The sequence below is a fragment of the Roseibium sp. MMSF_3247 genome (assembly GCF_030733765.1).
Taxonomy (GTDB): domain Bacteria; phylum Pseudomonadota; class Alphaproteobacteria; order Rhizobiales; family Stappiaceae; genus Roseibium.
On sequence record NZ_JASHII010000001.1, the window covers coordinates 1,058,394 to 1,082,157 of the forward strand.

At 58.3% G+C, this 23,764-nt stretch carries 20 protein-coding genes and 1 tRNA gene; 5 read left to right on the plus strand and 16 right to left on the minus strand.

Features of this window, described 5'->3' with window-relative positions:
• Positions 1–29 precede the first annotated feature (29 nt).
• The 4 genes from RBB44_RS04770 to RBB44_RS04785 all read right to left on the minus strand — a co-directional run bounded on the left by RBB44_RS04770 (position 30) and on the right by RBB44_RS04785 (position 4,171).
• Positions 30–1,037 carry a chlorophyllide a reductase iron protein subunit X gene (locus RBB44_RS04770; protein WP_208326692.1) on the minus strand — a complete coding sequence of 336 codons (1,008 nt, stop codon included), beginning with the start codon at positions 1,035–1,037 and terminating at the stop codon, positions 30–32.
• Positions 1,034–1,975, minus strand: a complete 942-nt coding sequence (gene bchC, locus RBB44_RS04775; protein ID WP_306149470.1) for a chlorophyll synthesis pathway protein BchC — start codon at positions 1,973–1,975, stop codon at positions 1,034–1,036. Before bchC ends, RBB44_RS04770 begins: the two co-directional genes overlap by 4 nt.
• Positions 1,976–2,108: 133 nt before the next feature.
• The gene (locus tag RBB44_RS04780; RefSeq protein ID WP_306149469.1) at positions 2,109–3,230 is read right to left on the minus strand and encodes a methyltransferase; all 1,122 of its coding nucleotides are present in this window, start codon (positions 3,228–3,230) and stop codon (positions 2,109–2,111) included.
• A gap of 71 nt (positions 3,231–3,301) precedes the next feature.
• The gene (locus tag RBB44_RS04785) at positions 3,302–4,171 is read right to left on the minus strand and encodes a polyprenyl synthetase family protein (protein ID WP_306149468.1); all 870 of its coding nucleotides are present in this window, start codon (positions 4,169–4,171) and stop codon (positions 3,302–3,304) included.
• A gap of 102 nt (positions 4,172–4,273) precedes the next feature.
• Between RBB44_RS04785 and crtD the strand changes: the two genes are divergently transcribed.
• Both crtD and RBB44_RS04795 read left to right on the plus strand, forming a co-directional pair.
• Positions 4,274–5,869 (plus strand): 1-hydroxycarotenoid 3,4-desaturase CrtD, encoded by a 1,596-nt coding sequence (gene crtD, locus RBB44_RS04790; RefSeq protein ID WP_306149467.1) that lies wholly within the window; start codon positions 4,274–4,276, stop codon positions 5,867–5,869.
• A gap of 68 nt (positions 5,870–5,937) precedes the next feature.
• A complete protein-coding gene (locus RBB44_RS04795; RefSeq protein ID WP_306149466.1) occupies positions 5,938–6,723 on the plus strand; it encodes a carotenoid 1,2-hydratase in 786 nt (261 codons plus the stop codon).
• Positions 6,724–6,738: 15 nt separating this feature from the next.
• Here RBB44_RS04795 and RBB44_RS04800 read toward each other — a convergent pair whose 3' ends face one another.
• From RBB44_RS04800 to RBB44_RS04810, 3 genes are all read right to left on the minus strand, one after another.
• On the minus strand, positions 6,739–7,923 hold the full coding sequence (locus tag RBB44_RS04800; RefSeq protein WP_306149465.1) for a phytoene/squalene synthase family protein: 1,185 nt from the start codon (positions 7,921–7,923) through the stop codon (positions 6,739–6,741).
• Positions 7,920–9,485 (minus strand): phytoene desaturase family protein, encoded by a 1,566-nt coding sequence (gene crtI, locus RBB44_RS04805; protein WP_306149464.1) that lies wholly within the window; start codon positions 9,483–9,485, stop codon positions 7,920–7,922. Before crtI ends, RBB44_RS04800 begins: the two co-directional genes overlap by 4 nt.
• A 172-nt stretch (positions 9,486–9,657) precedes the next feature.
• Positions 9,658–10,437: a hypothetical protein gene (locus RBB44_RS04810; RefSeq protein WP_306149463.1), complete on the minus strand. Its 780-nt coding sequence runs from the start codon at positions 10,435–10,437 to the stop codon at positions 9,658–9,660.
• Positions 10,438–10,489: 52 nt separating this feature from the next.
• Here RBB44_RS04810 and RBB44_RS04815 point away from each other — a divergent pair, with 52 nt between their 5' ends.
• On the plus strand, positions 10,490–11,872 hold the full coding sequence (locus RBB44_RS04815) for a cytochrome P450 (RefSeq protein ID WP_306149462.1): 1,383 nt from the start codon (positions 10,490–10,492) through the stop codon (positions 11,870–11,872).
• Here the strand turns inward: RBB44_RS04815 and RBB44_RS04820 are convergent.
• Genes RBB44_RS04820 through bchI form a run of 4 tightly spaced genes read right to left on the minus strand, consistent with a single transcriptional unit; the run spans position 11,853 to position 16,979 of the window.
• Entirely contained in the window at positions 11,853–13,103 is a 1,251-nt protein-coding gene (locus tag RBB44_RS04820; RefSeq protein WP_306149461.1) for an ATP-grasp domain-containing protein, read from the minus strand. The genes RBB44_RS04815 and RBB44_RS04820 overlap by 20 nt on opposite strands.
• A gap of 33 nt (positions 13,104–13,136) precedes the next feature.
• Positions 13,137–14,057, minus strand: coding sequence for an alpha/beta fold hydrolase BchO (gene bchO, locus RBB44_RS04825; RefSeq protein WP_306149460.1), 921 nt, complete (start codon positions 14,055–14,057; stop codon positions 13,137–13,139).
• Positions 14,057–15,931 (minus strand): VWA domain-containing protein, encoded by a 1,875-nt coding sequence (locus RBB44_RS04830; protein ID WP_306149459.1) that lies wholly within the window; start codon positions 15,929–15,931, stop codon positions 14,057–14,059. Before RBB44_RS04830 ends, bchO begins: the two co-directional genes overlap by 1 nt.
• Positions 15,924–16,979, minus strand: coding sequence for a magnesium chelatase ATPase subunit I (bchI, locus tag RBB44_RS04835; RefSeq protein WP_306149458.1), 1,056 nt, complete (start codon positions 16,977–16,979; stop codon positions 15,924–15,926). The genes RBB44_RS04830 and bchI overlap by 8 nt, the downstream gene beginning before the upstream one ends.
• 301 nt (positions 16,980–17,280) lie before the next feature.
• Between bchI and RBB44_RS04840 the strand changes: the two genes are divergently transcribed.
• The gene (locus RBB44_RS04840; RefSeq protein WP_209177070.1) at positions 17,281–17,694 is read left to right on the plus strand and encodes a universal stress protein; all 414 of its coding nucleotides are present in this window, start codon (positions 17,281–17,283) and stop codon (positions 17,692–17,694) included.
• An 81-nt stretch (positions 17,695–17,775) separates the two neighbouring features.
• Here the strand turns inward: RBB44_RS04840 and RBB44_RS04845 are convergent, their stop codons facing one another.
• Together RBB44_RS04845 and RBB44_RS04850 are read right to left on the minus strand one after the other, a co-directional pair.
• Entirely contained in the window at positions 17,776–19,383 is a 1,608-nt protein-coding gene (locus tag RBB44_RS04845) for a BCCT family transporter (protein WP_306149457.1), read from the minus strand.
• Between the two features lie 234 nt (positions 19,384–19,617).
• Positions 19,618–19,691: transfer RNA gene (locus RBB44_RS04850), tRNA-Gly, on the minus strand.
• Between the two features lie 151 nt (positions 19,692–19,842).
• Here RBB44_RS04850 and RBB44_RS04855 point away from each other — a divergent pair.
• The gene (locus tag RBB44_RS04855; RefSeq protein WP_306149456.1) at positions 19,843–20,637 is read left to right on the plus strand and encodes an ion transporter; all 795 of its coding nucleotides are present in this window, start codon (positions 19,843–19,845) and stop codon (positions 20,635–20,637) included.
• Here RBB44_RS04855 and RBB44_RS04860 read toward each other — a convergent pair.
• The 3 genes from RBB44_RS04860 to RBB44_RS04870 all read right to left on the minus strand — a co-directional run bounded on the left by RBB44_RS04860 (position 20,603) and on the right by RBB44_RS04870 (position 23,728).
• Complete coding sequence (locus RBB44_RS04860; RefSeq protein WP_306149455.1) at positions 20,603–21,871, minus strand: glycoside hydrolase family 3 N-terminal domain-containing protein; 1,269 nt, start codon at positions 21,869–21,871, stop codon at positions 20,603–20,605. The two genes, RBB44_RS04855 and RBB44_RS04860, sit on opposite strands and share 35 nt — an antisense overlap.
• Positions 21,872–22,017: 146 nt before the next feature.
• Entirely contained in the window at positions 22,018–22,584 is a 567-nt protein-coding gene (locus RBB44_RS04865) for a YigZ family protein (protein ID WP_306149454.1), read from the minus strand.
• A 7-nt stretch (positions 22,585–22,591) separates the two neighbouring features.
• Complete coding sequence (locus RBB44_RS04870) at positions 22,592–23,728, minus strand: 2'-deoxycytidine 5'-triphosphate deaminase (protein WP_306149453.1); 1,137 nt, start codon at positions 23,726–23,728, stop codon at positions 22,592–22,594.
• Between the last annotated feature and the right edge of the window lie 36 nt (positions 23,729–23,764).

Sequence of the window (23,764 nt, forward strand, 5' to 3'; positions counted from 1 at the left end):
GAGTAGGTGTCCATGTCGCGGATCGGTCCTCAAACGGTGTCGTAAATCACTTCCAGAGATGGTTTGTTAAGCGCACCTGCGGCGCACATGTCTTCCGGGGTCGCTGGTGTCAAAACAAAGTCCGCACCTGTCTCGCTGGCGTCGAACAGGCCGAGCAGCCCATCCTGGTCGAGAGGTTTGGGAAGGACCGGTGGCGCTTCGGCGAGATTGATCGACAGGGCTTCAAAGAGCGGCGCCCAAACACCGCCCGGCTTGCCGATGATCTGGTAGTTCGCGCTTTTCCGCCGGATGTCTTCGTCTTGCGGTATTGAGGCCAGAACCGGAATGCCGACGGATTCTGCAAATGCCTGTGCTTCGCCGGTTCCGTCATCCTTGTTCACGACAAGTCCAGCAACGCCGACGTTACCGCCGAGTTTGCGGAAGTACTGGACGGCGGAACAAACGTTGTTTGCCACATAGAGGGATTGCAGGTCGTTGGATCCGACCACCACCACCTTCTGGCACATGTCGCGCGCGATCGGCAGTCCGAAACCGCCGCACACCACATCGCCCAGGAAATCAAGAAGAACGTAGTCAAAATCCCAGTCGTGAAACCCGAGCTTTTCTAGTGTTTCAAAACCATGGATGATGCCCCGACCGCCGCAGCCCCGGCCAACTTCCGGCCCGCCGAGCTCCATGGCAAAAACACCATCACGTTTGAAGCAGACATCGGAGACGGTTACTTCGCTGCCGGCTTCCTTGGCCGCGGAGGCAGTTTGAATGATCGTTGGACAGGCGCGTCCGCCGAACAATAAAGAGGTGGTATCGCTCTTTGGATCACAGCCGATCAGAAGCACTTTTTTGCCAAGCTGTGCCAGCATGTAGGAGAGGTTGGCGAGCGTGAAGCTCTTGCCAATGCCACCCTTGCCGTAGATGGCAATGATCTGTGTTTCCTTGGTGACTGGCCCGGTTGCCGGAGCGTCAGGTTCAATGGCTGCCTCGTCCCTGAGGAAGTCCTGCATTTGGTAATGCCGGCCTGTTGGGTTTTCCAGGATCATGCAGCTTTCCTCCAATCGATAACCATTTTCAGGCAGGCCGGATCATCGAAGGCGGTCCGATAGGCCTTTGCCGCGTCGGACGGGGCCGCGTGATGTGTCACGAGCCCGCCAAGAGACAACCGGCCGGAATCCACAAGATCAACAACCGCCTGAAGGTCATCTGGTTTGAATTCAGCGGACAGCAGGACTGAGATTTCCCGCATAAAGGCGGCGGGGAATGCAAAACTCACCCGTTCACCGTAAAAGCCAGCGAGCACCAGCGTGCCGCCCTTTGTTAGCCGGCTGATGGCCGGATCAAGCGCGTCCTGATTGCCGCTGGCGTCGATGATTGTGTCAAACGGTTTCGACGCCCGCGCATCGTTGGGGTCAAGAACGTCATAGTCATCGGCACCGTGCATCCGGTCCGGGCATGTTTCCGTGACAATCGGCGGCTCTTGGCCAAGTGCACAGGCGAGCCGTGCCATGAGCCGGCCAAGAACGCCATGGCCGATGATCAGGTCCACGGGACTTTCCGCCCGAATCAAAGCGTGATGGGCGGTGGCGGCGAGGGCGAGCAATACGGCGTCTTCTGAAAAGTCTTCCGAGATCTGGATGGTGCGGACACCTGGAAGGACCAGCCGGTTGGCGGTCGCGCCGAACAACCCGGCAGCACCTTCAAAACAGGATGCGCCTGGAATGAAGACCGTTTCGCCGACTGTGCGGCCAGACAAGGGGCCTGCGCCGACAACTCTGGCAACGGACTCATAGCCAGGGACCAACGGATATCTCATTCCGGGGAATGCCGGCATGGTGCCGTCGAACAGCATTTTTTCCGTGCCGGTGGAAACGCCACTCACCATGGTTTCGACAACCACATCAAAGTCACTTGGTTCCGTGAGCCCAAGTCGTTTGACCTGGAGCTTGCCGGGATCCTCAAAGACGATTGCCGTGGTTTCCATGAGTGCCTCCCTCTCGTGGGTTTGGCGGCGTGTGAGTGTCATTGTAAATTGACGCATTTGAGTGTCAATTAAAATTTACACATTTGCTGACAAGGAGAGTGTTCAAGACGGCCTGATAAGCAGGCCTGCTCCGTTATCGTTCTGCAAAAACGAGCGTTGCCAGCAAAGGATTGGGCGTTGGTTTGGTGCGTGGATTTTTGAAACCTGCGCCCATAAGAAGTTCTTTTATGGCGGCATCGCTTCGGCAGCGGCCGGATCCCATAGCAAGGAAATAAAGACTGAAGTAGACAGCCGCGAGCTCAGCGCCTTCGCTGTTTCCCGCCATAGCCTCGGCGATCATGACCTTTGTGCCGGGCTTCAAGGAACGATGCAGATTCGCCAAAATCTGTTTCACACGCCCATCATCGTGGTCACAAAGGATCCTGACCAGGCTGACGCACTCGGCATTGTCCGGGATTGGATCTCTTGCAAAGTCACCGCCGTGAACCTCGGCCCGGTCGGCAAGGTTTTCTCTTGCAAGATGCATTTTCGCAAGGTCCGTGACCGACGGTAGATCAAAGAGGTGTAGGCGTGTATCCGGACAGGCCCTGCCAATTGCTGCCAGGAATGCGCCTTCGCCGCCGCCAACATCCAGAACCGCGTTGTACTGAGAAAAATCATGAGCTGCGAGGATGCAGTCGGCGAGCATCTCCTGGCTGCTGCGCATCAGTTCAGAATAGGGCTGGGTTATGTCCGTCCCGATATCCGCAGGGTCCTGCGCGTGCGCATAGGCCCAGTATTTCTTGAGTTCGGTATCTTGAGAAGATGCCTTTAGAAGAGCGGTTGGATCTGCAAGGTCCCGGTAGAACAGGGCGTGATGCCGGATCATCGCCTGCAGTCCTGGGTCGGCTGCTACCACGGCGCCGGCATCGTCCAGAACCCAAGAGTTTCCTTCAACGTTTTTGACGAGCTGCAGACGTTCTGCCTGCTCCAGCAGCAATTGCATTCGGCCTGGCTCAAGTCCGCAGTCTTTTGCAAGGACTTCGGTACTTGCAAACCTGTCTGTGAGCCGTGCAAGCACGCCAAGCGACACGCAGGAACTCAAAACCTGACTGAAGACAAAACCGTTGATCAGTTTGAAAAGATCATTCGATTTCTTCTGCGCGATCCATCGCGTCCCTGGAAACCGCGCGATTTTGCTGCGGAACGTTGCCGATCCGATCAACCGGTTGCGCCATAGGCGATAGCGCACACGAAGTGCATTCAAACTGGTCATAGACCGACTGGATGGTCTTCCCTGTTGTGGCGCGTTGGCCCCGGGCGCCGTCTCCGTCCAATCCGACATTGTCAGGCGGCGCTGGCGGCCAATTTGGCCGGCATGAGACGTTTCGCTTCCTTGTGGATCATGGCGCTGAGCAGATCAGCGCCCTCGCAGTCCGGAATGCTATCGGCTGCTGTTTCGACCAGTTCCTGCAGTTTTTTCAAAGCGCCTTGAACGCCGAGCTCGGCCACCAGGTTTGGGCGCCCGTTTTCGGCGTCCTGGCCTGCGGGTTTGCCCATGCTGTCCGTGTCGTCCATCGCGTCATAAAGATCGTCAGCCACCTGATAAGCCGCACCAAGGGCATCTGCCAGCGCATACCAGTCGAGCGGATTGCCGCTTGAGGACAGGGCACCGGCCGATACGGCGCCGGTAAACAGCGAGGCCGTTTTCGCGCGGTGATAGGCAGTGATGTTGATTTTCTCCTCGCTCTCCCAAGCCTGACCGGCAACGATCCCGTAAGGAGAGCCGACTGCATTGGCAATCGTGGCGACAAGCCGTGCCGTCAGTTCGGGCGCATGAAGGGTCTCGCGGGCCAGAGTTTCAAAGGCCGTTACGATCAGACCGTCGCCGACCAGAAGGGCAATTTCCTCGCCATATTCCTTGTGGACGGAGGGCTTGCCACGCCGGGTTGCCGCGTTGTCGAAACAGGGCAGATCGTCGTGAACCAGAGACGCGCAGTGCAGGAGTTCAATTGCTGTTGCGCAGGCATTGGCAACGCGTGGGTCCTTGTCGCCGCACGCCAGGGAGACGGCGAGGCAGAGCCGGGGCCTAATGCGGGCACCGCCCGGAAAGACAGCATATTTGAGGGCGTTTCCAAGCTTTCGCGGGCATCCATTCGCAGTGGCGTAGCGGATGGCAGTTTGCATCCCTGTTTCGATGCGGTCCGACAGGTCCATGGAGCCATTCCTCTATTTAACGTGGATGTCCACAAAAATTGACGGTATAGTGTCAACTAAGAGTGACACATTGAGGGCGAATGTCAACTTGAAGGAACACGAATGGCCTCAGCCATAACCGAGCAGAGAGTGGTCGTTGTTGGCGCCGGCATGGGCGGTTTGGCTGCTGCGCTGCGCTTATCCGCTGCAGGCCGTCAGGTCACTGTTCTGGAAGCGGCCGCTGCGCCGGGCGGTAAAATGCGCCACGTTGCTGCAGGTGGCCGGACCTTCGATGCCGGTCCGACTGTTCTGACGATGAAATGGGCTTTTGACAGTTTGCTTGAGGCTTGCGGGACAACGCTGGACCGGGAAATCCCAATGGAAACGGCGGGTGTGATTGCCCGGCATTACTGGGACGGCGGCTCTTGCCTCGACCTCCATGCCGATGTTGCAGACAGCGTCCGGGCCATCAGGGATTTTGCGGGACAGCGCGACGCCGACGGATATCAGGCCTTCGCGCGGGACAGCCGCCGGGTCTTTGAACTGCTGAAAGACACGTTTATCGATGCGACACGCCCCAATCCGATCACCTTGTCCCGCCGGGTAGGTCTTTCAAAACCCGGTGCGCTTTTTGCGTTGAAACCCTTTTCATCCCTCTGGTCTGTTCTCGGGGATTATTTTTCCGACGAGCGGCTGCGGCAGCTGTTCGGACGGTATGCAACCTACTGCGGATCTTCGCCCTATCTGGCGCCGGCAACGTTGATGCTCGTTGCGCATGTGGAACAGGAAGGCGTCTGGATCCCGCAAGACGGCATGCACGCAGTTGCTCGTAAATTCGCTGATCTCGCGGTGGGCCTCGGCGCCGAGTTCCGGTACGGCGCGAAGGTCGCCGAAATTGTCTCCAGTCCAGATGGGCGGTCCGTCTCAGGTGTTAAGCTGGACAGCGGTGAGTTTATCCCGGCCGGACAGGTTGTCTTCAACGGAGACGCCGCAGCGTTGCCCGGACTTTTGGGCCGCAGCAACGCGAAAAAGCGGGCAGGAGCGAAGACCGCGCGATCCCAATCTGCACTTGTCGTGTGCGGCCTCGCAGAGCCCAACGGCGCGCCATTGGCCCATCACACCGTCTTCTTTTCCGAAAACTACAGGGCCGAATTTGAGGCCGTGTTTGACCGCGGCGAAGCGCCCAAGGACCCGACAGTTTACGTGTGTGCCCAAGACAGGACTGCCGACGGGGACCGGAAAGGGAGCGCAACCTCGGATCCGATTGAACGGATTTATTGTCTGACGAACCTGCCGCCAGATGGCGACCGGCATGACTACACCGAACAAGAGTTGAACCAATGTCTGACAGCGATGGACCGCCGTATGGCGGCGAATGGATTGGTGCTTCGGCGGGACCGGACGGCTCAAGTGGTCACGGCGCCGGACACGTTCGAGCAGCTGTTTCCAGCAACGGGGGGCGGCCTTTACGGCCAGCCATCCCACGGTTGGATGGCATCGTTTCAACGGCAGGGCGCGCGGAGCCCTCTGAAGGGACTTTATCTCGCAGGCGGCAGTGTGCATCCGGGCCCGGGCGTGCCGATGGCGCTTCTGTCGGGCAAGATCGCGGCGGAAACTCTTCTCACAGACCATCCTTCGACCGGCCGGTCCCACCTGGCGGCTATTGCTGGTGGTATATCGACGCAACCAGCGACTGCGGGCGCTACGCCCTCACGGTAATTGCGTTTATCGGGTCTGTCTTCTCGCCCTATTACCATTGGTCCGGCCGGGGAAAACCACAAAACCACGTGGCCCTGAATGTTGCGCTCTACGGCAAGGACCGGAACAGCTGGTCCATGACGGAGCGGGGGGAGAGTGACCTCGTTCGAACGCAAAATACCATGCAGATCGCCAGCAGTTCGATTGTTTACGTCGACGGTGGGCTTGAGATCGTGTTCGACGAAATCGCCCTGCCGTGGCCAGGCCATCGGCTCATGCCATCGCGTATGTCCGGCCGGATCCGCCTTGAGCCGCAAATCCAAAACGACCGCGTTTTCGATCTGGATCCAGAGGGCCATCACATCTGGTGGCCGGTGTTCCCGCGGGCGCGTGTGACTGTTGAAAGCAACCATCTGCCCGATGGCGGCTGGCAGGGAGAGGCCTATCACGATTTCAATTTTGGCGACCGTGTTCTGGAAGAGGATTTCGAGCACTGGGACTGGGCTCGCGGGCCGTCAGGCGATCAGGCGACGACAATCTTGTATGATGCGGTTTTGAGAAGCGGATCCCGCCGAACCCTTGGTCTTGTGTTTTCTAAAGAGGCGGAAGAACGTCATTTTGCGCCGCCAGACCGCCAAATGCTGCCTGTTGGTTCCTGGGGCGTGAAGGGCGGCATCGCGTGCGATCCCGGTGACGCACCGCGCTTGTCCATGAAGCTGGAGGACGCTCCCTTTTACCGCCGTTCCCTTGTCGAGACGATGGTCAACGGCGACCAGCTTGCGATGGTGCATGAGACTCTCGACTGCAATCGATTGGCAAATCCCGTTGTCAGGATGATGCTGCCGTTCCGGATGCCCCGCAGAACCAGTCGATAGAGCCGCAGTGCCCCGCTAGAAACGGTTCTGAGGCCGTCTTTGCATGGCCAGCTTCTGGGATCTGTGGTGCGCACGGCTTTCTGCTTGCAGCTTGATCATCACACCGAGGACCCACTCCATGTTGCTGTCATCAGCATCACTTGCGTGTGCAGCTTTCTGCAGTCTGGCATGTGTTTCGAACGAGTTTGCACAAGCAGAAACCAGGTGTGCGGCAGACGGGTCAGCCGGACGTTGCATATCGAAATGTGCCGTATTGGACTGTTCCAATTGGGTCAGCCGGGCCTTTAGCAGAAGACTGAGCTTTTTGATCTTCCGGGTGTGAGCGCGGCGTGTGACGCTGTCATAATTGTTGACTGCGATTTCAGTCCCGATTTCCTGATAAACCAGAGCCGCTGTCCGGATCGCATGGCGGCAGTTTTCCGGCAGTGCGCTAATCCCGGCATGGCCCAGTTCATAGTGATGGGCAGCTTCTGCCAACAGCCGCACAACGACTTCGCGGAGCTCCGGCGAAAACTTCGGAGAGGCGAGAAAAGCCTCCGGATCAAGGCCTGCGTCGCGCATCCAGTCTTCCGGAAGATACAAGCGTCCGTTCCGGGCGTCTTCTCCGACATCTCGGGCAATGTTCGTCAATTGCATTGCAATCCCGAGATCGGCGGCCCTTGCAAGGGCGTCCTTGTCGCCCGTCCGCATGACAAGCGACATCATCAGGCCGACCGTTGCAGCAACACAGGTGGCGTAATCCTTGACTTCCGCGATAGTTTTGTAGCGCCGGTCACCAAGGTCCATCGCAAACCCGTCCAGCAAGGCATCCGGAACGCATTTCGGTATTCCATACCCCTGAACAGTTCTGGCAAACGCCCGGTCACAGGCGTAGGGCGCGGGCGTTCCGCGATAGACAAGATCAAGGCGGTCTTTCAGCTGATCAAGGGCTGTTCGATCAGCACGTGGATCATCGATCAGATCATCGGAGTGCCGGCAAAAGGCATACAACGACAGGGCTGCCTTTCGGGTTTCCGCAGGTAATATCAGGGAGGCGAGGTGAAACGATTTTGATCCTTTTCGGATCGCTGCGGCGCACTCCCTCAGATCCGCCTGATGACTTGCAGAAACGGATGCCTGTGCTGCTCTGGCCCTTTGTCTGCTGGTGCTGGTCGCGAACGGCACGAAACTCTCCAGATTGTCGGGTGTAATGTCGCTCATACAGATGCCTCCGTCCCGGCATGCGCCGCCGTTAGGTTTGACGGATCCGGGGCAAGCTCAGCAACGATCTTGGCAGAACAAACAACACCTGGAAGACCGGCGCCAGGATGTGTTCCGGCACCGCACAGGAAGAGGTTGTCCAGCTCCTCGCTTTTGTTGTGCGGCCGGAACCAGGCACTTTGGAAAAGGTTCGGCTGAAGCGAGAAGGCAGCGCCTTGCCAGGACAAAAGCCTGTCCCGGAAATCAAGCGGCGTCGAGATACGGGAGCTCACGATGTGCTTGGAAAGATCCGGAAGCAGCGTTGCCTCAAGTTCTGCGGCAATCTTGGCCCGGTACTGCTCAGCGACAGTTTCCCAATCCGCATCGCCTTTCAAGTTTGGAACAGGGCTCAACACATAATAGGCATCGCAGCCGTCCGGCGCGACGGATGGATCGTTTGCAGAAGGGCGGTGCAGGTAAAGGCTGAAATCCTCTGCAAGCACCTTGTTCATAAATATGTCCTTGAGCAGCCCTTTGTAGCGGGGGCCGAACAGCATGGTGTGGTGCCCGACATCGTCATACCGGCGATCGGTCCCGAAATACCAGACGAACAAACCCATTGAGTAGTCCTGCCGGCCCAGCTTCCCGTCGGACCAACGCCGGCGCGGCAGGTCTTTCAAAAGCCTTGAATAGGTCGTTGCCGGGTCGGAATTGGAGACAACAATGTCTGCCGGAACGGTCTCTCCGGAGGACAGGCGCACCCCTGTCGCGTGCCGTCCGGATGTCAGGATCGTATCGACCGTCTCCCCATACCGGATCTGTCCTCCGTTCCTGGTGACGAGATTTGCGATCCCGCGTGCCAGTGCATTTGTGCCGCCCATAGCGTAATGCACCCCATGTTTGCTCTCCAGGTGAGCAATGAGACAATAGAAGGAAGTCGTGGTGAACGGGTTCCCGCCGATAAGCAGCGGATGGAAGGAAAACACAGACCGCAGACGATCATTTTTGAAGTGCTTGGACACCACATTGTAGACGGACCGATAGCCGCCAAGCCGGATTAACTTTGCAAATGTGCTCAGTGTAAAGGGCAGGCTGTGAAACGGCTTGTCGGCGAGTTCTAGGAAAGCGTATTCGTAAATCTCTTTGCTTTCCGCCATGAAAGAGCGGTAGCCCTTGACGTCATCCGGCTCAATCTTGGCGATTTCCGCTTCCATAGCGTCTTTGTCGGCCGAGTATGTGAAGAATGTGCCGTCCGTGAACCGGATCTTGTAGAAGGGAATGTTCGGGCGGATGTCAACATCGTCTGACAGCTTCCCGCCGCAGGCTTCCCAGAGCTGCTCGAACAGCCATGGAGCGGTGATGATGGTTGGGCCAGCATCAAGAGTAAAACCGTCCTGCTCAAAGGCATAAGCCCGTCCGCCTGGTTTATCGAGCGGATCGAAGATTGTAACCCTGTACCCTTTCGCGCCAAGCAGAGCACCAGCCGCCAAACCGCCTATTCCTGCGCCAATAACGGCCGCATGCGGCCGTGTAGACCCGATTGGTTGCGGCTTTGGAAACCCAAATCCCTGGACAACATTCACGCCAGAACTCCCGTTCCTGCAACCCTCTCACCTGAGGGTCCGCTTTGGCTCTCCCTCCGGATCTCCGGGTGGTGAGCGTGTGTCTTGGCCACAGCTGATATGAAGGCTAGACCTTCACATGTGTCAAATTTAGTTTACACTTTTCTCCGCAAGAGAGAAGGGCCCTGGCGGATTATTCCGCTGCATCAAGGTCCATGGACCGTCTTTGACGCGGTCTGGCTGTTCGTTGAGTGAAGCGCTGGGTAACTTTGTGCCGATGGTAGAAGATGAGAGCGAGACCCGTAACGAGTGGAATAGCCCAGAGCCCGGGTGCCAGGGCCAGTTCCGGCATCAGCCGGACGGCGCCGAAAGCGAAAAACGCGGTGTAGACCGAGATGCCGGTGCCGACGATTGCCTTGATATGTTCCAGCAGCCACTCGATCGGAGACGGGTCGGACTTCACAAGAAACCAGACATTCGTCGCGACGGTCGCAAATCCGACCATGGAAATCCCGATCATCATCGGCTGGGAAATCAAGACCCCTTGAATGGCGCAATTGGCGGATGCAGCGAGCAGGGCCGCCTGAAGACCCCAGTTGAGCGCAGTCTGGTTCTTCCGCTGATCCCGCTTGTTAACCGCGCAGCGCCAGCCGTACCAGGTGAGGTTTACGGTCAAGAGCCCGAGATAAAACATCATCCAGCCAAATATGCCCTGCACCAGAACGGGATCGGAGAACTCCGGGTGATCAACGAGATGCGGATGAGTCGGCATGGGGTAAAGGAGGGTCAAGGTTGCCATCATCATGGCCACCGTGCCTGTGATCAGCATCAGGACCGAGAAGATCTTGCCCCACCACTTGTGACGCTCGCCGCCCTTTTGGGCCAAGACCGGGATCCAGAAACCGATCAGTCCCGGCGCGCCGGTTGTGATGTGTATGGCGATCAATACGACAAAAAGATCATGTTCGGTCATGGGCTTGGCTCTTTGATCGAGGCATACGAAATGCGGAAGAAAGGACATGTTGATGGCAGCTGTTGAGACATACATTCCGCCGCGTCCGTCGCGGCTGCCACCGGTTCTGGCGCTGCTGCGCACCGTCTGGCACGGCGATGGAGATCTTCTCAGCCTGTTGCCGGGGGCAGCGTTTTCCATGGCTGCTGGAGAACTGGGCTACTCGCGCCGGTCCATCAAACTCTTCAACGACCCGGAGCTTGTCCGGCAGATCCTGCTCGACCCGGAAGGAATCTTTCCGAAAAGCGATTTGATGGTCGGTGCACTGGAGCCGCTTATTGGCGATTCCATCTTCGTCTCCGATGGTGCGAAATGGCGCCGCCAACGGGCCATGATCGATCCGGCGTTTTCCAAAATGCGGCTGACCCATGCCTTTGGCGCGATGGTCGGGGCGGTCGATGACTATGTCGCCCGTCTGAAGGAGAGCGCAGCCCACGATGAGGTTCTGTCGCTTGACCGGATCATGAGCGAACTCACAGCCGATATCATTTGCCGAACGGTATTTTCGACCTCGCTCGACACCGGAATTTCGCGGGACGTCTTTGACGACTTCGCCGTGTTTGAACGCGGTGTGGCGCAAGTGAAAATCTGGCGATTGATCACAGATCCGGCTTGGGCCGATGTTCCGCAAACCGAGGAGGTTCTGGCGGCTTGTAAGCGGATCCGGCACCACCTTGGGAGCTTGATCGATACGCATATGGGCCCGGATGCCGAGAAATATGATGATATCGCGAGTGCAGTCATTTCTGCGCGCGATAGCGAAACGGGCGAGCCGTTCACGCGCGATGAACTCATCGATCAGCTGGGGGTCTTCTTTCTTGCAGGACATGAAACGACAGCGAGCGCACTGACCTGGGCGTTTTATCTCTTGGCGATGTGTCCGGATGTCTTGCGCCGGCTGCGGGCGGAAGTCGACGAGACCACGGACGGTGATGCTCTCACCTTTGAGGCGACGCGTGCGCTGGGCTATACGCGTGCCGTCTTTCGTGAAACCTTGCGGCTTTACCCGCCAATCACGTTTTTGCCGCGGGTTGCGATGCAGGGCACCAGAATCGGCAAGTACAAAGTGCGCAAGGGCGCGCTTTTGATGATCTCGCCCTGGACCTTGCAGCGTCATGGAGAGTACTGGCCTGATCCGGACCGTTTCGACCCGGATCGCTTCCTGCCCCCGAGGGAGCAAGAGGTCGTGCAAGGGGCCTACATTCCCTTTGGAGCAGGACCACACACCTGTGTCGGGGCAGGGTTTGCGGCCGTTGAAAGCGCGCTCATTCTTGCCCGCCTGAAACGTGAGTTCGACTTTCTGCCTGAAAACGCGGATGCCGTGCGACCGGTCGCGCGCCTCACGACGCGCCCTGCGGAGCAAATCTATGTGCGGCTCAAGTCTCATGGGCGTTGACCGGATCGGCGGGGCTGACCGTCTGTTGCGTGCTGGCTGACTGGGGAACGCGAGCTTCTCCCACCGCTTTGGCCCCAGAAATCTCGGCAGGCCAGGCAATGTCGAGCGTTGCAGCTTCACCAAAGGTCTTCCCGTCAAACAGAACCTGTTTCAGCACGGGCCAGGACGAGAACGTCATCATCGGAAACGGTAAAGGATCAGAGCCCGACCAAAGCACATCCCGCGATGTGGCCATGGCACCGGCGCGGCGTGCCATCTGTTTTGGCTCCAGAACACTGCCGTAGACTTGCAACAGAGTGGTGTGGCCTTCCTGAAAACGCTTCTTCGCCTTCAACCGAACCGGCGGTGCGTTGTCCGGATCGGACACCGCAGCGGCCAGATCCTCATGCTCCATGAAATGAATGCCGCTCGTCAGCCGCGGATTGCATTCCAGTGGCCAGGGCGTTCCATTCTGGTCGACTATAAAGTCGAACGCCAAAAAGTAGGAGTAGTGGTTTGCAGCGACGAAATCGGCGACCCATTGCGCCACTTGCGGCGCATCTTCGACACGTTGGAAACAAACCGCAACGGTGCCCGAGAAGACAAGGCCTTCATAGGTCACATGCGCGAGGATCTTGCCGTCCTGGCACAGGGTCAGGGTGCTCAGTTCGCGGCCAAAAATACGCTTTTGAACGATGGCATCTGGATCGCTCAAAGGTCCTTCCGGAACAGCGTCCGGTGTCAGCATTTGCATCTTCTGCCCGGAGCATCCGATGCGAGGTTTGAACACACACGGCGTGGTCCGCACCAGTCTGGCAGCCTCAGGATCGGTCGCAAGATGGGTCTCGGGGGCAGGCAAGCCTGCGGATTGCGCCAAGCGATTGAAGAGGTATTTGTCGTTGAGGTCCCACAGCACGCCATGCGGATTGGTGAAGAGCCGGGTTCTTTCCGGGAGCCGCGGCGCCAGCAAGCTGACATGAAGAGCTTCTTCGGAAACGGGAACGACCAGATCGACGTTTTCTGCTTCAATGATGGTAAGCAGGGCATCGAGATACTCGGATTGCTGCGTCGCTGGCGGTGGTGTCTGATAACACTTGTCGACCGCATTCGACGGCCGGCTCAAATGCCACGCAAATGGATCAGCCACCAGAACCCGGCAGCCCGCACCTTTCAGGGCCCGGGCGAGTTCCAGCGACTTTGGAAGCCGTCCAAGTGTGAGCAACACGGTTTTTTGTGTCGTCTCCGTTGCCACCTCTCCATTCCCTGGTTGTCTATTGATCCTTGCTCATGCAGCATCTGCGCCGTTGGTCTTGGCGGCCTGCAGGGCCTCAGTCATCCAGCTTGCGACGCCTTCCGGATGGCTCTCGTGCACAAGATGCCCCCCGGCCGGCGTGAGCTGCAGATGTCCGTTCGGTGCGAGCGCTGCGGCTTTTCTTGAGCTGGAGGGCGGTACCATCGGGTCGTCTTCAGCCGCATAAAGATGAAGCGGCGCGCTCAATCGCTGCAGCATGGCGTTCAGATGCGACAGATCCCAGGAAGCCATCATTCCCAGAGCCCCGCGAACATGGCCGGAAGATCCAAGGAGGCGTTGGTAAATCGCATCACCTAGCGGATCGATCCGGGACCCGGTTGCGCTCAAGAGGTTGTTGCCAAGAGGCGTTGACTTTGCGAGCAAAGAAAACATGGATGCCGATAAGGGATTGGCGAACAACGCCTTGGCCATTGGCGACAGGATCCGGTTGCCCCGGATCGGCTTCAAGGCTCCGTTGACGCTGAAAATCTGCGGCGTTGGGTCCTGCGTGTGTTTCGCATGCCGCGTTGCGTTGACCAGAGATATCCCGATAACAGACCCGGCCGAATGCCCTAAGAAAAATTGCGGTTTCACGCCCAGATGGTGCAGCAATCCACGAATGGCAGTCGTCATGCCTTCAAGTGAGAGGTCCGGGCTTTCCGTCGGCCGGGTGAAGCCATGGCACGGCAAATCCAGGACGATCAGCCGATAGTCCTTTTCCATAAAGGGAATGAGATTGCGCCACGAGAAAGAGGCTGCCCCGGTCCCATGGATCAAAAGAAACGCCGGTGCCGCTTCTTGACCTAACAATTGGACATGCCACCGGTAACCGCTTGCCTCTACAAACTGGCTGGTCTCCCTGTAAGGCCAGTCTTGCCCGTCCCGGTCCCAGTTGAGCCAATCACGATCCGCCATCAGCTGTGCGCCTCCTCAAGCGAAGCGTTGACGAGATCGGACATGGCACGGGAATCGGCATGCCGCAAAATATGCAGATCTGCGCCCATGGTGCTGGCTAGAGTGGAAACGGATTCCCGCGGACGGCGGGCGATGTCGATACAAATTGCCCGGATCTCATGCGCACGGCACTGTTCTGCAAGACCGTGCACTTGTTCAGCTGCCCGGGTTCGGTCTGGCGTGCCATCCAGCGCAATGTTGCCCCGTCCGTCCGTCATGAGGACCAGTACCGGTGTGCTTCCTTGCCGCCGGACACTGAGCGCGAGCTCCAAACCCCGTTCCAGACCGGCTGCCAGTGGTGTCGGACCTCCGCCAGGAAGTCCGGCAAGTTTTCGCTTTGCCATGACCAGCGATCGGGTCGGTGACAAAAGGGTTTCTGCTTGGGTGCCGCGAAAGGCAATCATTGCCACTTCATCGCGGCGCACATAACACCTGGAAAGCAACTGCTCGATGGCGCCTTTGGTTTCGCCAAGACGCTCCAAAGCTGTTGAGCCGGAGGCATCAACAACGAATATCGCAGTCGAGGGCGTCTCATGACGCAGGCGCTGATAGCGGTAATCGTCGCGCGTGATCAACGTGCGCGGTTTGCGGCGCGGTGGAGCGGCGATCGAGCGTTCCAGTTTGGATGCCAGAAGGTCCCGGTTGCGGGTCCGGATGAGTTGCCAAGGAGCTGCCGCACGCAAGGTCGCAAGAATGTTGGGACGGGCATCCGGACGGGGTGGCATGCGGGAGGTTGAAACCGGCCGGCCGCGGCGGGCGTCTTTGCGAACCGCACCGGACTTTCCGGACCGGGCCCGAGGCGACGATCGCGTTGTGTCGGCCAGAAACTCGGGAAGACCGTCGATTGTGCCAGCTTCGACAGCGGCCAAAAGTTCTGAAAGTGCGGAAAGGTCCTGCTCAGCAGTTGCAGGGGTGTCCTGATCCTGGTTTTCCCCGTCCAGTTTGGGCCCTGCATCCTGTTGGTCAGATTGGCCATTGTCCTCAGGCTGTGTCTGGTTTTCTTCGACCGGATCGTTTGGTTGCGCGGCGAGGGACAGCCCAAGGCACAAGCGGACCGCGGTGAGGGGATCTGCCTCTGAAACAGTGCTTCGCTCCTCCAGCGCTGCAAGCGTTTGGCAGAGCCTTGAGAGGTGTTTCAAAGTGCGCAGCGAAGAAACGCCCGCGGCAAACGCCAGACGGGACAGAAGGCCAATCAGTTCGTCACTGATCATCACGTCGGCAGCAGTGACGGTGGAGGTACGCTCCGCGCCGGGTGAATGTGATGCGACCTCGCTCCAAGGGATTGCATTCAGGTCAATCATGAGCCCGAGCCGGTCTCCCAGCGCTTTGGGGAGATGTTCTTCGGGGTTTGCCCCTTCATCTACCGCGACTACCAGAAAGTCTGCGGTGTCTTCGGCAGCACTGTCGGCTGGGCGGCCGGCCCTTGGGCAGGCGCGGCGATCCATTGTCTCGCCGATCAGGGCCGCAACAGGGGCTTCCACACGTTCCGCCATCGGGATGAGAAGGACGCCCTGATCGGCCTTTGCGAGAAGCCCGGGCTGGGTGATGACACGCCCGGCGAGGGCGGTTGCCGGAATGTCGACACTGCCGGTCAGGCCTTGCAGGGAAACGGATGAGGGAACGCGGACCCACGGTTTGTCCTGGCCCAGCAGCGCAGCAAGGTGATCGAGATATGCATCACGAACACCGCCTGCGCGGGCCTTCAGCCAAAGTCCGCCCAGTCTGGCACCACCTGCTTTCAGGGCTTGTGCTGCAAGAAGGGCATCCTGCCACGTATTCGGGGCAAGTTCTGGTCTTGCGGCGTCAAAAGCCTGCATGGACCGGACATCATCCATGCGCGGCCTCTGTTGGGGAAACCGCCTCAGCGCTCACGGCAGCGACGGCGCGTTCAATTCGCGGAGCGCTTCCGGCATCATCAAGCGGATCCCGCCGCAACCGATGGCACAGAACCATTGGCGAAATGTCAGAAACATCCGCCCAGGTTACCGCCAGACGTCCGGCGAGGGCTGCGCTTGCCCGGCAGGCCCGCATGAGGGTCAGCTCGCCGCGCATCCCGTCAATGCCAAGACTCATGCAGAGTTGAGACATCCGCGACAGGACATCATCCGGAATATCGACCTGCCGCAGGATCTTGCGGGCCTTGACCACTTTATTCCGGATGGCGGCATCCTTGCGGGACCACTTCGCCACAAAGGCAGCCGGGTCAGCTTCAAATGCGTCACGGCGGCGGATCACCTCGATACGTTGCTGGAGATCGTTGATTGTGCGGATCTCGACACTGAGGCCGAACCGGTCGAGCAGCTGCGGACGCAGATCGCCTTCTTCCGGATTGCCGCTTCCGACCAGCGCGAAGCGCGCGGCGTGGCGAATGCTGAGGCCTTCCCGCTCGACCACATTGACGCCGGAGGCCGCAGCATCGAGAAGAAGATCGACCAGATGATCTTCGAGAAGATTGACTTCATCAATGTAGAGGAAGCCCTGGTTGGCCGCTGCCAATAGCCCTGGCTCAAAGTCCTTTTCGCCGGCAACCAACGCCTTTTCCAGATCCAGAGCACCGCAAATCCGGTCTTCGGTTGCGCCAAGCGGCAAATCGATCATGGGGGTGCGGATCTGCACTTTCTTGGGCGGCTTCTTGCCATCTGCGGGGGTGCAAACCGGGCAGGCTGTCTGCGGGTGGTCCGGTGAGCAATTGAACCGGCAGCCTACGCGGGTGTCAATTTTGGGCAACAGTTCAGCGAGTGCGCGGACGGCTGTAGATTTGCCGGTGCCACGATCACCAAAAATCAGGACACCACCCAAGAGTGGCTCCACGGCTGCCATCAGCAGGGCCTTTTTCATGTCCTCTTGGGCGACAATGGCTGAGAAGGGAAAGGGTGCTGACATTGGAATCCACCATATATGAGTGTCAATATAAGTTGACACATTTTATTGGTGGAGAGAAGAGGCGGCGCGGTTTTTTTGGCGCTGTACGTAGAATGCCGGTGTCTTTGTGTCCAAGAAACAAGCGCCGCCGTGTCTAACCAAGAAAACCGGACACCAAAAGGGAGGCAATGGCACCACGTCTCTGTGCTGGCGGCGCCTTGCGGCGATAAGGGAGCTATTGTTGGTCCCAATTCAATTCGATTAAGATGTTTCGGGTCAAACAATTGACCGTTATCCGCCGTCCTGGATGGAAAGGGATGTTATGCCCAGCGACACTTCATTGATCCTCTGCCCAGTCAATCTGCGCCATGTGCAGTTGAACGTCACCGCGTATGAAGAAGCCATGGCCATGGCACGGCGCAGGCAGGCAAAGCTTCTGGTGGCGACCATCGCTCCTGAAATGGAACGGAACCTCAACATTCGGGATTCCGCTTCCTACTGGGAAAAGCAGCTGAAGAGTTTCGTTGAGCAGCATCCTGCAGAGGGGATCGAACTGGAGACAGTTGTCCGTCTCGGCGCGGTACACCGGCAGATCGTGAAGCTCGCAGATGAGCGGAACGTGGATCTTATCGTGATGGAGTCAGCCAATCCACGTGTTCAGGATTACCTGCTTGGCACCACCGCCAGCCACGTCGTCGCGCATGCAAAATGCTCGGTCTATGTTGTCCGGGGTTAACGCGCGAACCGAAGGTTCAAGGACGGCGTCTGATAGGGTGGTGAACGCCCCCGCGCGGAACGGGGGCGTTCAAACCGGGGCCTAAAGCTTGCGGTGCTCGGACCGCAGCGCCAGCCATAGGCAATAGCACATGACCAGGACGACCATGGTGAAAGGAATTCCCATGGAGACCGCCGCCCCCTGAAGTGCGTTCAGCCCACCGCCTAGTAGCAGGGCTATGGCCACCAGACCTTCGAGTGTGCACCACCAAACGCGCTGAACAACAGGTGCATCCAGCTTGCCGCCGGCTGTGATCGTATCGATCACCAGGGAACCGGAGTCCGACGAAGTGACGAAGAAGATCACGATGAGAACGAGCGAAATCGGTGCCACGATGCTGTAAAGCGGCAGCTCCTTCAAGAAACCGAAGAGCGCGCCTTCCGGTGCGTAGCTATCGATGACCGTGGCCCGCACACCTTCTGCACCGCCCGCATTCAGCATGTCGATCGCAGCGCCGCCGAAGGTGGACATCCACAGTGCACAGACTGCAGTCGGGGCGATCAGGGCGCACAGGACAAACTCCCTTACCGTCCGGCCGCGGGAAATACGCGCAATGAACATGCCGACGAAGGGCGACCAGGCAATCCACCAGGCCCAGTAAAAGGTTGTCCAGCCATGGAAGTAACTGGTGTCTTCCCTGCCAAACGGATTGGAGAGCGCGGGAAGTAGGGTCACGTAGTCGACCATCACGCTGAAGTACCTCGAGAAGGCGGCGCCAATTCCGGTCACGATGACGACAAAGAGAAACAGGCCGACGGCCATGATCATGTTGATTTCAGACAGCCGCTTCACGCCCGCATCCATGCCAAGTAGCACGGACCCGAGGGCGATCAGTGTGATACCGACGATGATAAGAACGGTGAGCGTGGGTGACGGTGCAATGCCGAAGACCTCGTTCAAACCGGCTGCAACTTGTTGTGCGCCTAATCCAAGCGAGGTGGTCAGGCCAAACAGCGTCGCAAATACCGCGAGCGTGTCGATGACATGACCCCAGAAACCCCATACTTTCTCCCCGAGCAGCGGAAAAAACGCCGACCGCAAGGTTAGTGGCAGGTTGAGGTTATAGGCGAAGATAGCCAGCGACAGGCCGACGGCCGCGTAGACAGCCCAACCTTCGAGCCCCCAATGGTGAATTGTGCCGACGATGCCGATGTATTCGTTGCCGGGTTGGGTGATGTCGATGCCAAGCGGCCGCGCGCCGCCGTTTTCGGAGAAGTTATAATAGACAGGCTCTAGTACCCCGAAGAAAAGCAGACCAATACCGATGCCTGCTGCAAACATCATGGCGATCCAGCCCGCATAGGAATAGTCGGGTTTGGCGTCCTTGCCGCCAATCCTGACCTTGCCGACCGGCAGTACGATCAGCGCCAGGCAGAAAAGGGTGATCGCGTTGACCGACAGCACCAGGAACCAGTCAAACGTGCTCGTTAGCCACGGGCGCAGCCAGCCAAAGAATTCAGCGGCAGCCTCTTGGTTGGCAAGCGCTGCAATAACGAAGCCAAGGATCAGGATCCCTGAGACGATGAAAACCGGATTGTGGATGTCCAGTCCAAGCGGACGGATATTGTCTTGTCCCAGCTCATATTCCGTCTCGAAATCCCAAACCCTTGGGTCTGGATCGAGCATCTTTTTGTGACTTGTGTCCGTCATTGTCTCCCCCTCTTGGCTTATACTATCGAAGTAGACTGACACGGCAGGCAGGTTCTGTCTAACGTTGCGGCAGAAAAGTGATCATTATTAGCTTCAAAAAGAGGCAGGTGATCAGTAATAGATATTCAAAGGCCCACCGCGCTCGGAATAAAAACACAACGTTACTATCACGACTTAAGGTCATGTTGCAGGCAGGTGCGTGCCGGGTGAGGGGAGTCAAGGCTTTGAGATCGCTGGAGCGGGTGAAGGGAATCGAACCCTCGTCTTAAGCTTGGGAAGCTTCTGCTCTACCATTGAGCTACACCCGCTTGAGCCCATCTTTAGTGCGCCCAGTCCGGCTAACTGTCAAGCGGTGGAATTGTGTTATCCCGCACGCTGCCATCTTGCCAAGACCGGCCCGAACCTCCATGTTCCGCGCGGCGCAGCGCCGTTGGAATATTTCAGGCTCCGGAACAGACTATGCGGGAAAAAATCAAAGCCCTGGTTACCTCACGCACGTGGGAATACTGGATCATTGCGATCATCGTCGTGAACGCGATCACGCTCGGACTGGAAACCAGCCCATTGGTCATGGACCGGTTCGGGTCGGTTTTGATTGCAATCGACCAGACAATCCTCGGCATATTCGTGATCGAAATCGCGCTGCGTCTGTTTGCGCATGGCTTCCGCTTTTTCAAAGATCCCTGGAGCCTCTTTGATTTTTTCATCGTAGCAATCGCATTGTTGCCGTCCAGCGGTACGCTCTCAGTACTGCGCTCGCTCCGGATCTTGCGTGTCCTGCGCCTGATTTCCGTTGTTCCGTCTCTGCGGCGGGTGATTGGCGGGTTGATTGCCGCCTTGCCGGGCATGGGGTCCATCGTCGTCCTGATGGCGCTGGTATTCTATGTGTTCGGGGTAATGGCGACCAAACTCTTCGGCGCATCGTTTCCCGAATGGTTCGGTGATCTTGGGGCATCGCTCTATACGCTTTTCCAGATCATGACGCTGGAAAGCTGGTCCATGGGGATCGTCCGGCCGGTCATGGAAGTCTATCCACTCTCCTGGATCTTCTTCGTACCGTTCATCTTGTGCACGGCTTTCACGGTTTTGAACCTCTTCATCGGTATCATCGTCTCCGCCATGCAGGAGGAGCATGAAGCGGAAGCCGACGCCAACCGACAGGCGATCCATGATGAAACGGGCCTTATTTTGGAAGAAGTGAAAGCCTTGCGGGCCGAACTCAAGGAGCTGCGGGAGCAGACGGCAAAATCGTAGTTGCTGCGGCGTAGGAGGGTGGTGTGTTCTTCGGTCCAGGGCCCAGTCTTGCAGACTGCGGATCTGGCAAAACGCCCACCCGAAACCGGCGCAGGCGATGTTTTAAGGCGGCAACCCGCGCGGCAGCCTGGTCAACCTGTGCTTCACTGATCCGGCCATCCGCAACGGCGGCCACAATGGCGGCGTTGACCCGGTCACCGAGCTGAGGGTCGGTCCGGTCAAAACTGGAAAAGAGCGCGACATCATTCCCGGCTGCGATCGCTTGCACCGCTGCTTCCTCGATCGAAAACTGGTCAGAGACTGCATCCATCTCCAGATCGTCCGTGATGATAACAACATCCTTGCCGGCGAGGCTTCTGGCCTCCGCAATCCCCTTTTTCGAAAGAGAGGCTGGAGTTTCTGGCGTGTCGGAAAAGCGCGGGTGAACAAGATGGCCCATCATCACCATGTCCACCCGGTCCTGCTGCCTGAGCGCGCGATAAGGCTCCAGTTCATGCTCGCGCCAGGACTGGCTGATCACCGGCAAACTGGAGTGGCTGTCCGTCGTTGAAGATCCGTGTCCTGGAAAGTGCTTGAGTGCTGTTGCTATTCCAGCGGCCTGATGGGCGGCAATAAAACCCGCAGCACAATTGGTAACGGTGGCGGGGTCCGCGGAAAAACTCCGCTTTTTCTTGCCAATAATCGGATTGTCCGGGTTGATGTCCACATCAACGACGGGGCCGAAGTTGACGTTGATGTTGTAGGCGCCAAGTTGGGCGGCCCTGCGGGCATAATAAGCGCGGACCTTGTGAGGTGCACAGTTGTCTGTGGCGGCCGGAAGGTTCTTCGCCGCGCTCCAAGGCATGGGATCGCCAAGAGGGGCCAGGCGCTGCACCTGGCCGCCCTCTTGATCAACGGCGATCAACACCGAAGACTCGGAACCTTGATCGGCAAGGTGGCGGGTCAAGGTGGTCAGCTGGTCGGGTGTTAGAATGTTGCGGCCAAGCAGCATAACGCCGCCGATGCGGCCACTTTCAAGATGGCCGCTGACAGCCATGACACCCGGATCAGTCGGGCTGGTGCCGTTAAACCCAACCATGATCAGTTGACCGACTTTCTGCTCCAATGCGCTGGCTTCTGGCCCACCGGAAATGAGCCGATTAGGTCCGGCTTGAAAGAGGGTAATCCACAGCGCTGCAAGGAGAAAAGGGAAGAACAGCAGCATGGCAGTCAAGGCCAGAGATCGTTTCGTCACTGAAAACAAGCCTTTTACTCCACTCCAGACAACGGATGCCGATCCTCTGTTTTTGCCAAGGTAGCGCCGCGGGCGTGAGAAAGCGATCTTATCGATCGTCGGGCGATAAACATCGTGTCAGCAGACTGCGGCTTGGGCCTGGAGTTTTAACCGTCCGCGCTGCCGTCAAGGGCATCCAGGAGATCCTCCGGCCCTTCCACTATCAGAACGACACCCGTTTCGGTGTAGTCGCGCGAGACCACATCCAGTCCGAGGCCGGTGATTTTCCGTTCCAAATCGGAACTCGATGCAAAGTCTGCGCTTAATCTTTTCCGGGAGAGTTTTTGAAACGGCACCAATTCAGCATGCGCAATCGCGTCTTGGGCAGCGCCTGAATAGGCGCGGGCAAGGCCTCCGCCGCCCAGCTTCGTACCGCCGAAATACCTTACGATCAGCACCGCACAATTGATCAGGTCTGCGCCCTGCAGGACGCGCAAGGTCGGCATGCCGGACGTGCCTGCCGGTTCACCATCGTCCTTGCCGCTTTCCTCGATCCGGTCATCATCGAGAAGCCGCCGGTGCGCGGTTACGATATGATTGGCCTTGCGGTGTTCCTTGCGCAGTTCTTCCAGACGGGTGTCGAACTGCTCAATGGGCACCAAAAAGGCCAGGAACCGGGACTTCCGGTCTTCCAGAAAGCCTTCGTATTCGCGGGTGATGGTTTTCAAGGACATTCAGTGTTCAGGTTGAGGCCTTGAAATGCTTGGAGAGCTTCAAGGCCTGGCCCTGATAGTTGGAGCCGATGCCCTCGCCATAAAGTGTCGCGGGCCGTTCGGCCATGTGTTCATAGACAAGGCGGCCGATGGTCTGCCCGTGTTCCACGATAAAGGGCACGTCATGGGAGCGGACTTCCAGAACCGCACGAGAGCCTACACCGCCGGCGCCGGCATGGCCGAAGCCGGGATCGAAGAAACCGGCATAATGCACCCGGAACTCCCCGACCAGTGGATCGAACGGCACCATCTCGGCGGCATAGTCTGGCGGGACGTGAACGGCTTCCTGGCTGACAAGTATGTAGAAAGCGTCCGGATCAAGGATCAGTTCAGCATTCTGGCGGCGGTAGATCGGTTCCCAGAAATCAAGCGGGTCTTGAGCGCCGACCAGATCAACGTCAATCAGCCCGGAATGATGCTTGGCGCGGTAACCAATCAGGCTGCCCGGGCCTTCGCCCTCCAGATCAATGGACAGCTGCACGCCGCCGCCGATCCGTTCGTTGCCGCCGCTCATCAGGGTTTCTGATTTGTGGATGCCTTGAAGATCAGCGTCCGGGATCAGCGATTGTCCCCGCCGGAACCGGATCTGGCTGAGGCGGGAGCCGGAGCGCACCAGGATCGGGAACGTGAGCGGTGAAATTTCTGCATAAAGCGGTCCGGTGTAGCCCGCAGGTATGGTGTCGAATGCCTGGCCATTGTCTGTAATCACGCGGGTGAACACATCAAGACGCCCGGTGGAGCTTTTTGGATTGGCCGTTGCCGAAATGTCGGGCCGCAGCGCCAGACTTTCCTGCAAGGGAACAATGTAGACGCACCCGGTTTCCAGAACGGCCCCGTCCTGAAGATCGATGGTATGAAGCTTCAGCTGCTCCAAGCGGTCCGCCACCTTGATGTCCGGACCGGGCAGAAAACTTGCGCGCACCCGGTAAGCAACGGTTCCAAGGCGCAGATCGAGGCTCGCTGGCTGGATTTGACCTTTGACAGGGGGCTGCGCGGCGGAAATCTCCTGCGCTGCGAACATCGCCTGAATGACTCGCTCGGGCAAAATTCCGCTTGCTGCGATCAATGCGCTGCCTGTGGGGCTTTGGTCCGCTGATACGTTCATCAATTCATCCTGCAATCTTCGTCTAACGTCCTTAAC

Coding starts and splice junctions, on each gene's coding strand:
- RBB44_RS04810 (WP_306149463.1), bottom strand. CDS start 10,437: ATGACCGAACATGATCTTTTTGTCGTATTGATCGCCATACACATCACA.
- RBB44_RS04770 (WP_208326692.1), bottom strand. CDS start 1,037: ATGATCCTGGAAAACCCAACAGGCCGGCATTACCAAATGCAGGACTTC.
- RBB44_RS04855 (WP_306149456.1), top strand. CDS start 19,843: ATGCGGGAAAAAATCAAAGCCCTGGTTACCTCACGCACGTGGGAATAC.
- RBB44_RS04840 (WP_209177070.1), top strand. CDS start 17,281: ATGCCCAGCGACACTTCATTGATCCTCTGCCCAGTCAATCTGCGCCAT.
- bchI (WP_306149458.1), bottom strand. CDS start 16,979: ATGTCAGCACCCTTTCCCTTCTCAGCCATTGTCGCCCAAGAGGACATG.
- RBB44_RS04785 (WP_306149468.1), bottom strand. CDS start 4,171: ATGGACCTGTCGGACCGCATCGAAACAGGGATGCAAACTGCCATCCGC.
- RBB44_RS04845 (WP_306149457.1), bottom strand. CDS start 19,383: ATGACGGACACAAGTCACAAAAAGATGCTCGATCCAGACCCAAGGGTT.
- RBB44_RS04800 (WP_306149465.1), bottom strand. CDS start 7,923: ATGAGCGACATTACACCCGACAATCTGGAGAGTTTCGTGCCGTTCGCG.
- RBB44_RS04865 (WP_306149454.1), bottom strand. CDS start 22,584: ATGTCCTTGAAAACCATCACCCGCGAATACGAAGGCTTTCTGGAAGAC.
- RBB44_RS04830 (WP_306149459.1), bottom strand. CDS start 15,931: ATGGATGATGTCCGGTCCATGCAGGCTTTTGACGCCGCAAGACCAGAA.
- crtD (WP_306149467.1), top strand. CDS start 4,274: ATGGCCTCAGCCATAACCGAGCAGAGAGTGGTCGTTGTTGGCGCCGGC.
- bchC (WP_306149470.1), bottom strand. CDS start 1,975: ATGGAAACCACGGCAATCGTCTTTGAGGATCCCGGCAAGCTCCAGGTC.
- RBB44_RS04870 (WP_306149453.1), bottom strand. CDS start 23,728: ATGAACGTATCAGCGGACCAAAGCCCCACAGGCAGCGCATTGATCGCA.
- RBB44_RS04780 (WP_306149469.1), bottom strand. CDS start 3,230: ATGACCAGTTTGAATGCACTTCGTGTGCGCTATCGCCTATGGCGCAAC.
- RBB44_RS04815 (WP_306149462.1), top strand. CDS start 10,490: ATGGCAGCTGTTGAGACATACATTCCGCCGCGTCCGTCGCGGCTGCCA.
- bchO (WP_306149460.1), bottom strand. CDS start 14,057: ATGGCGGATCGTGATTGGCTCAACTGGGACCGGGACGGGCAAGACTGG.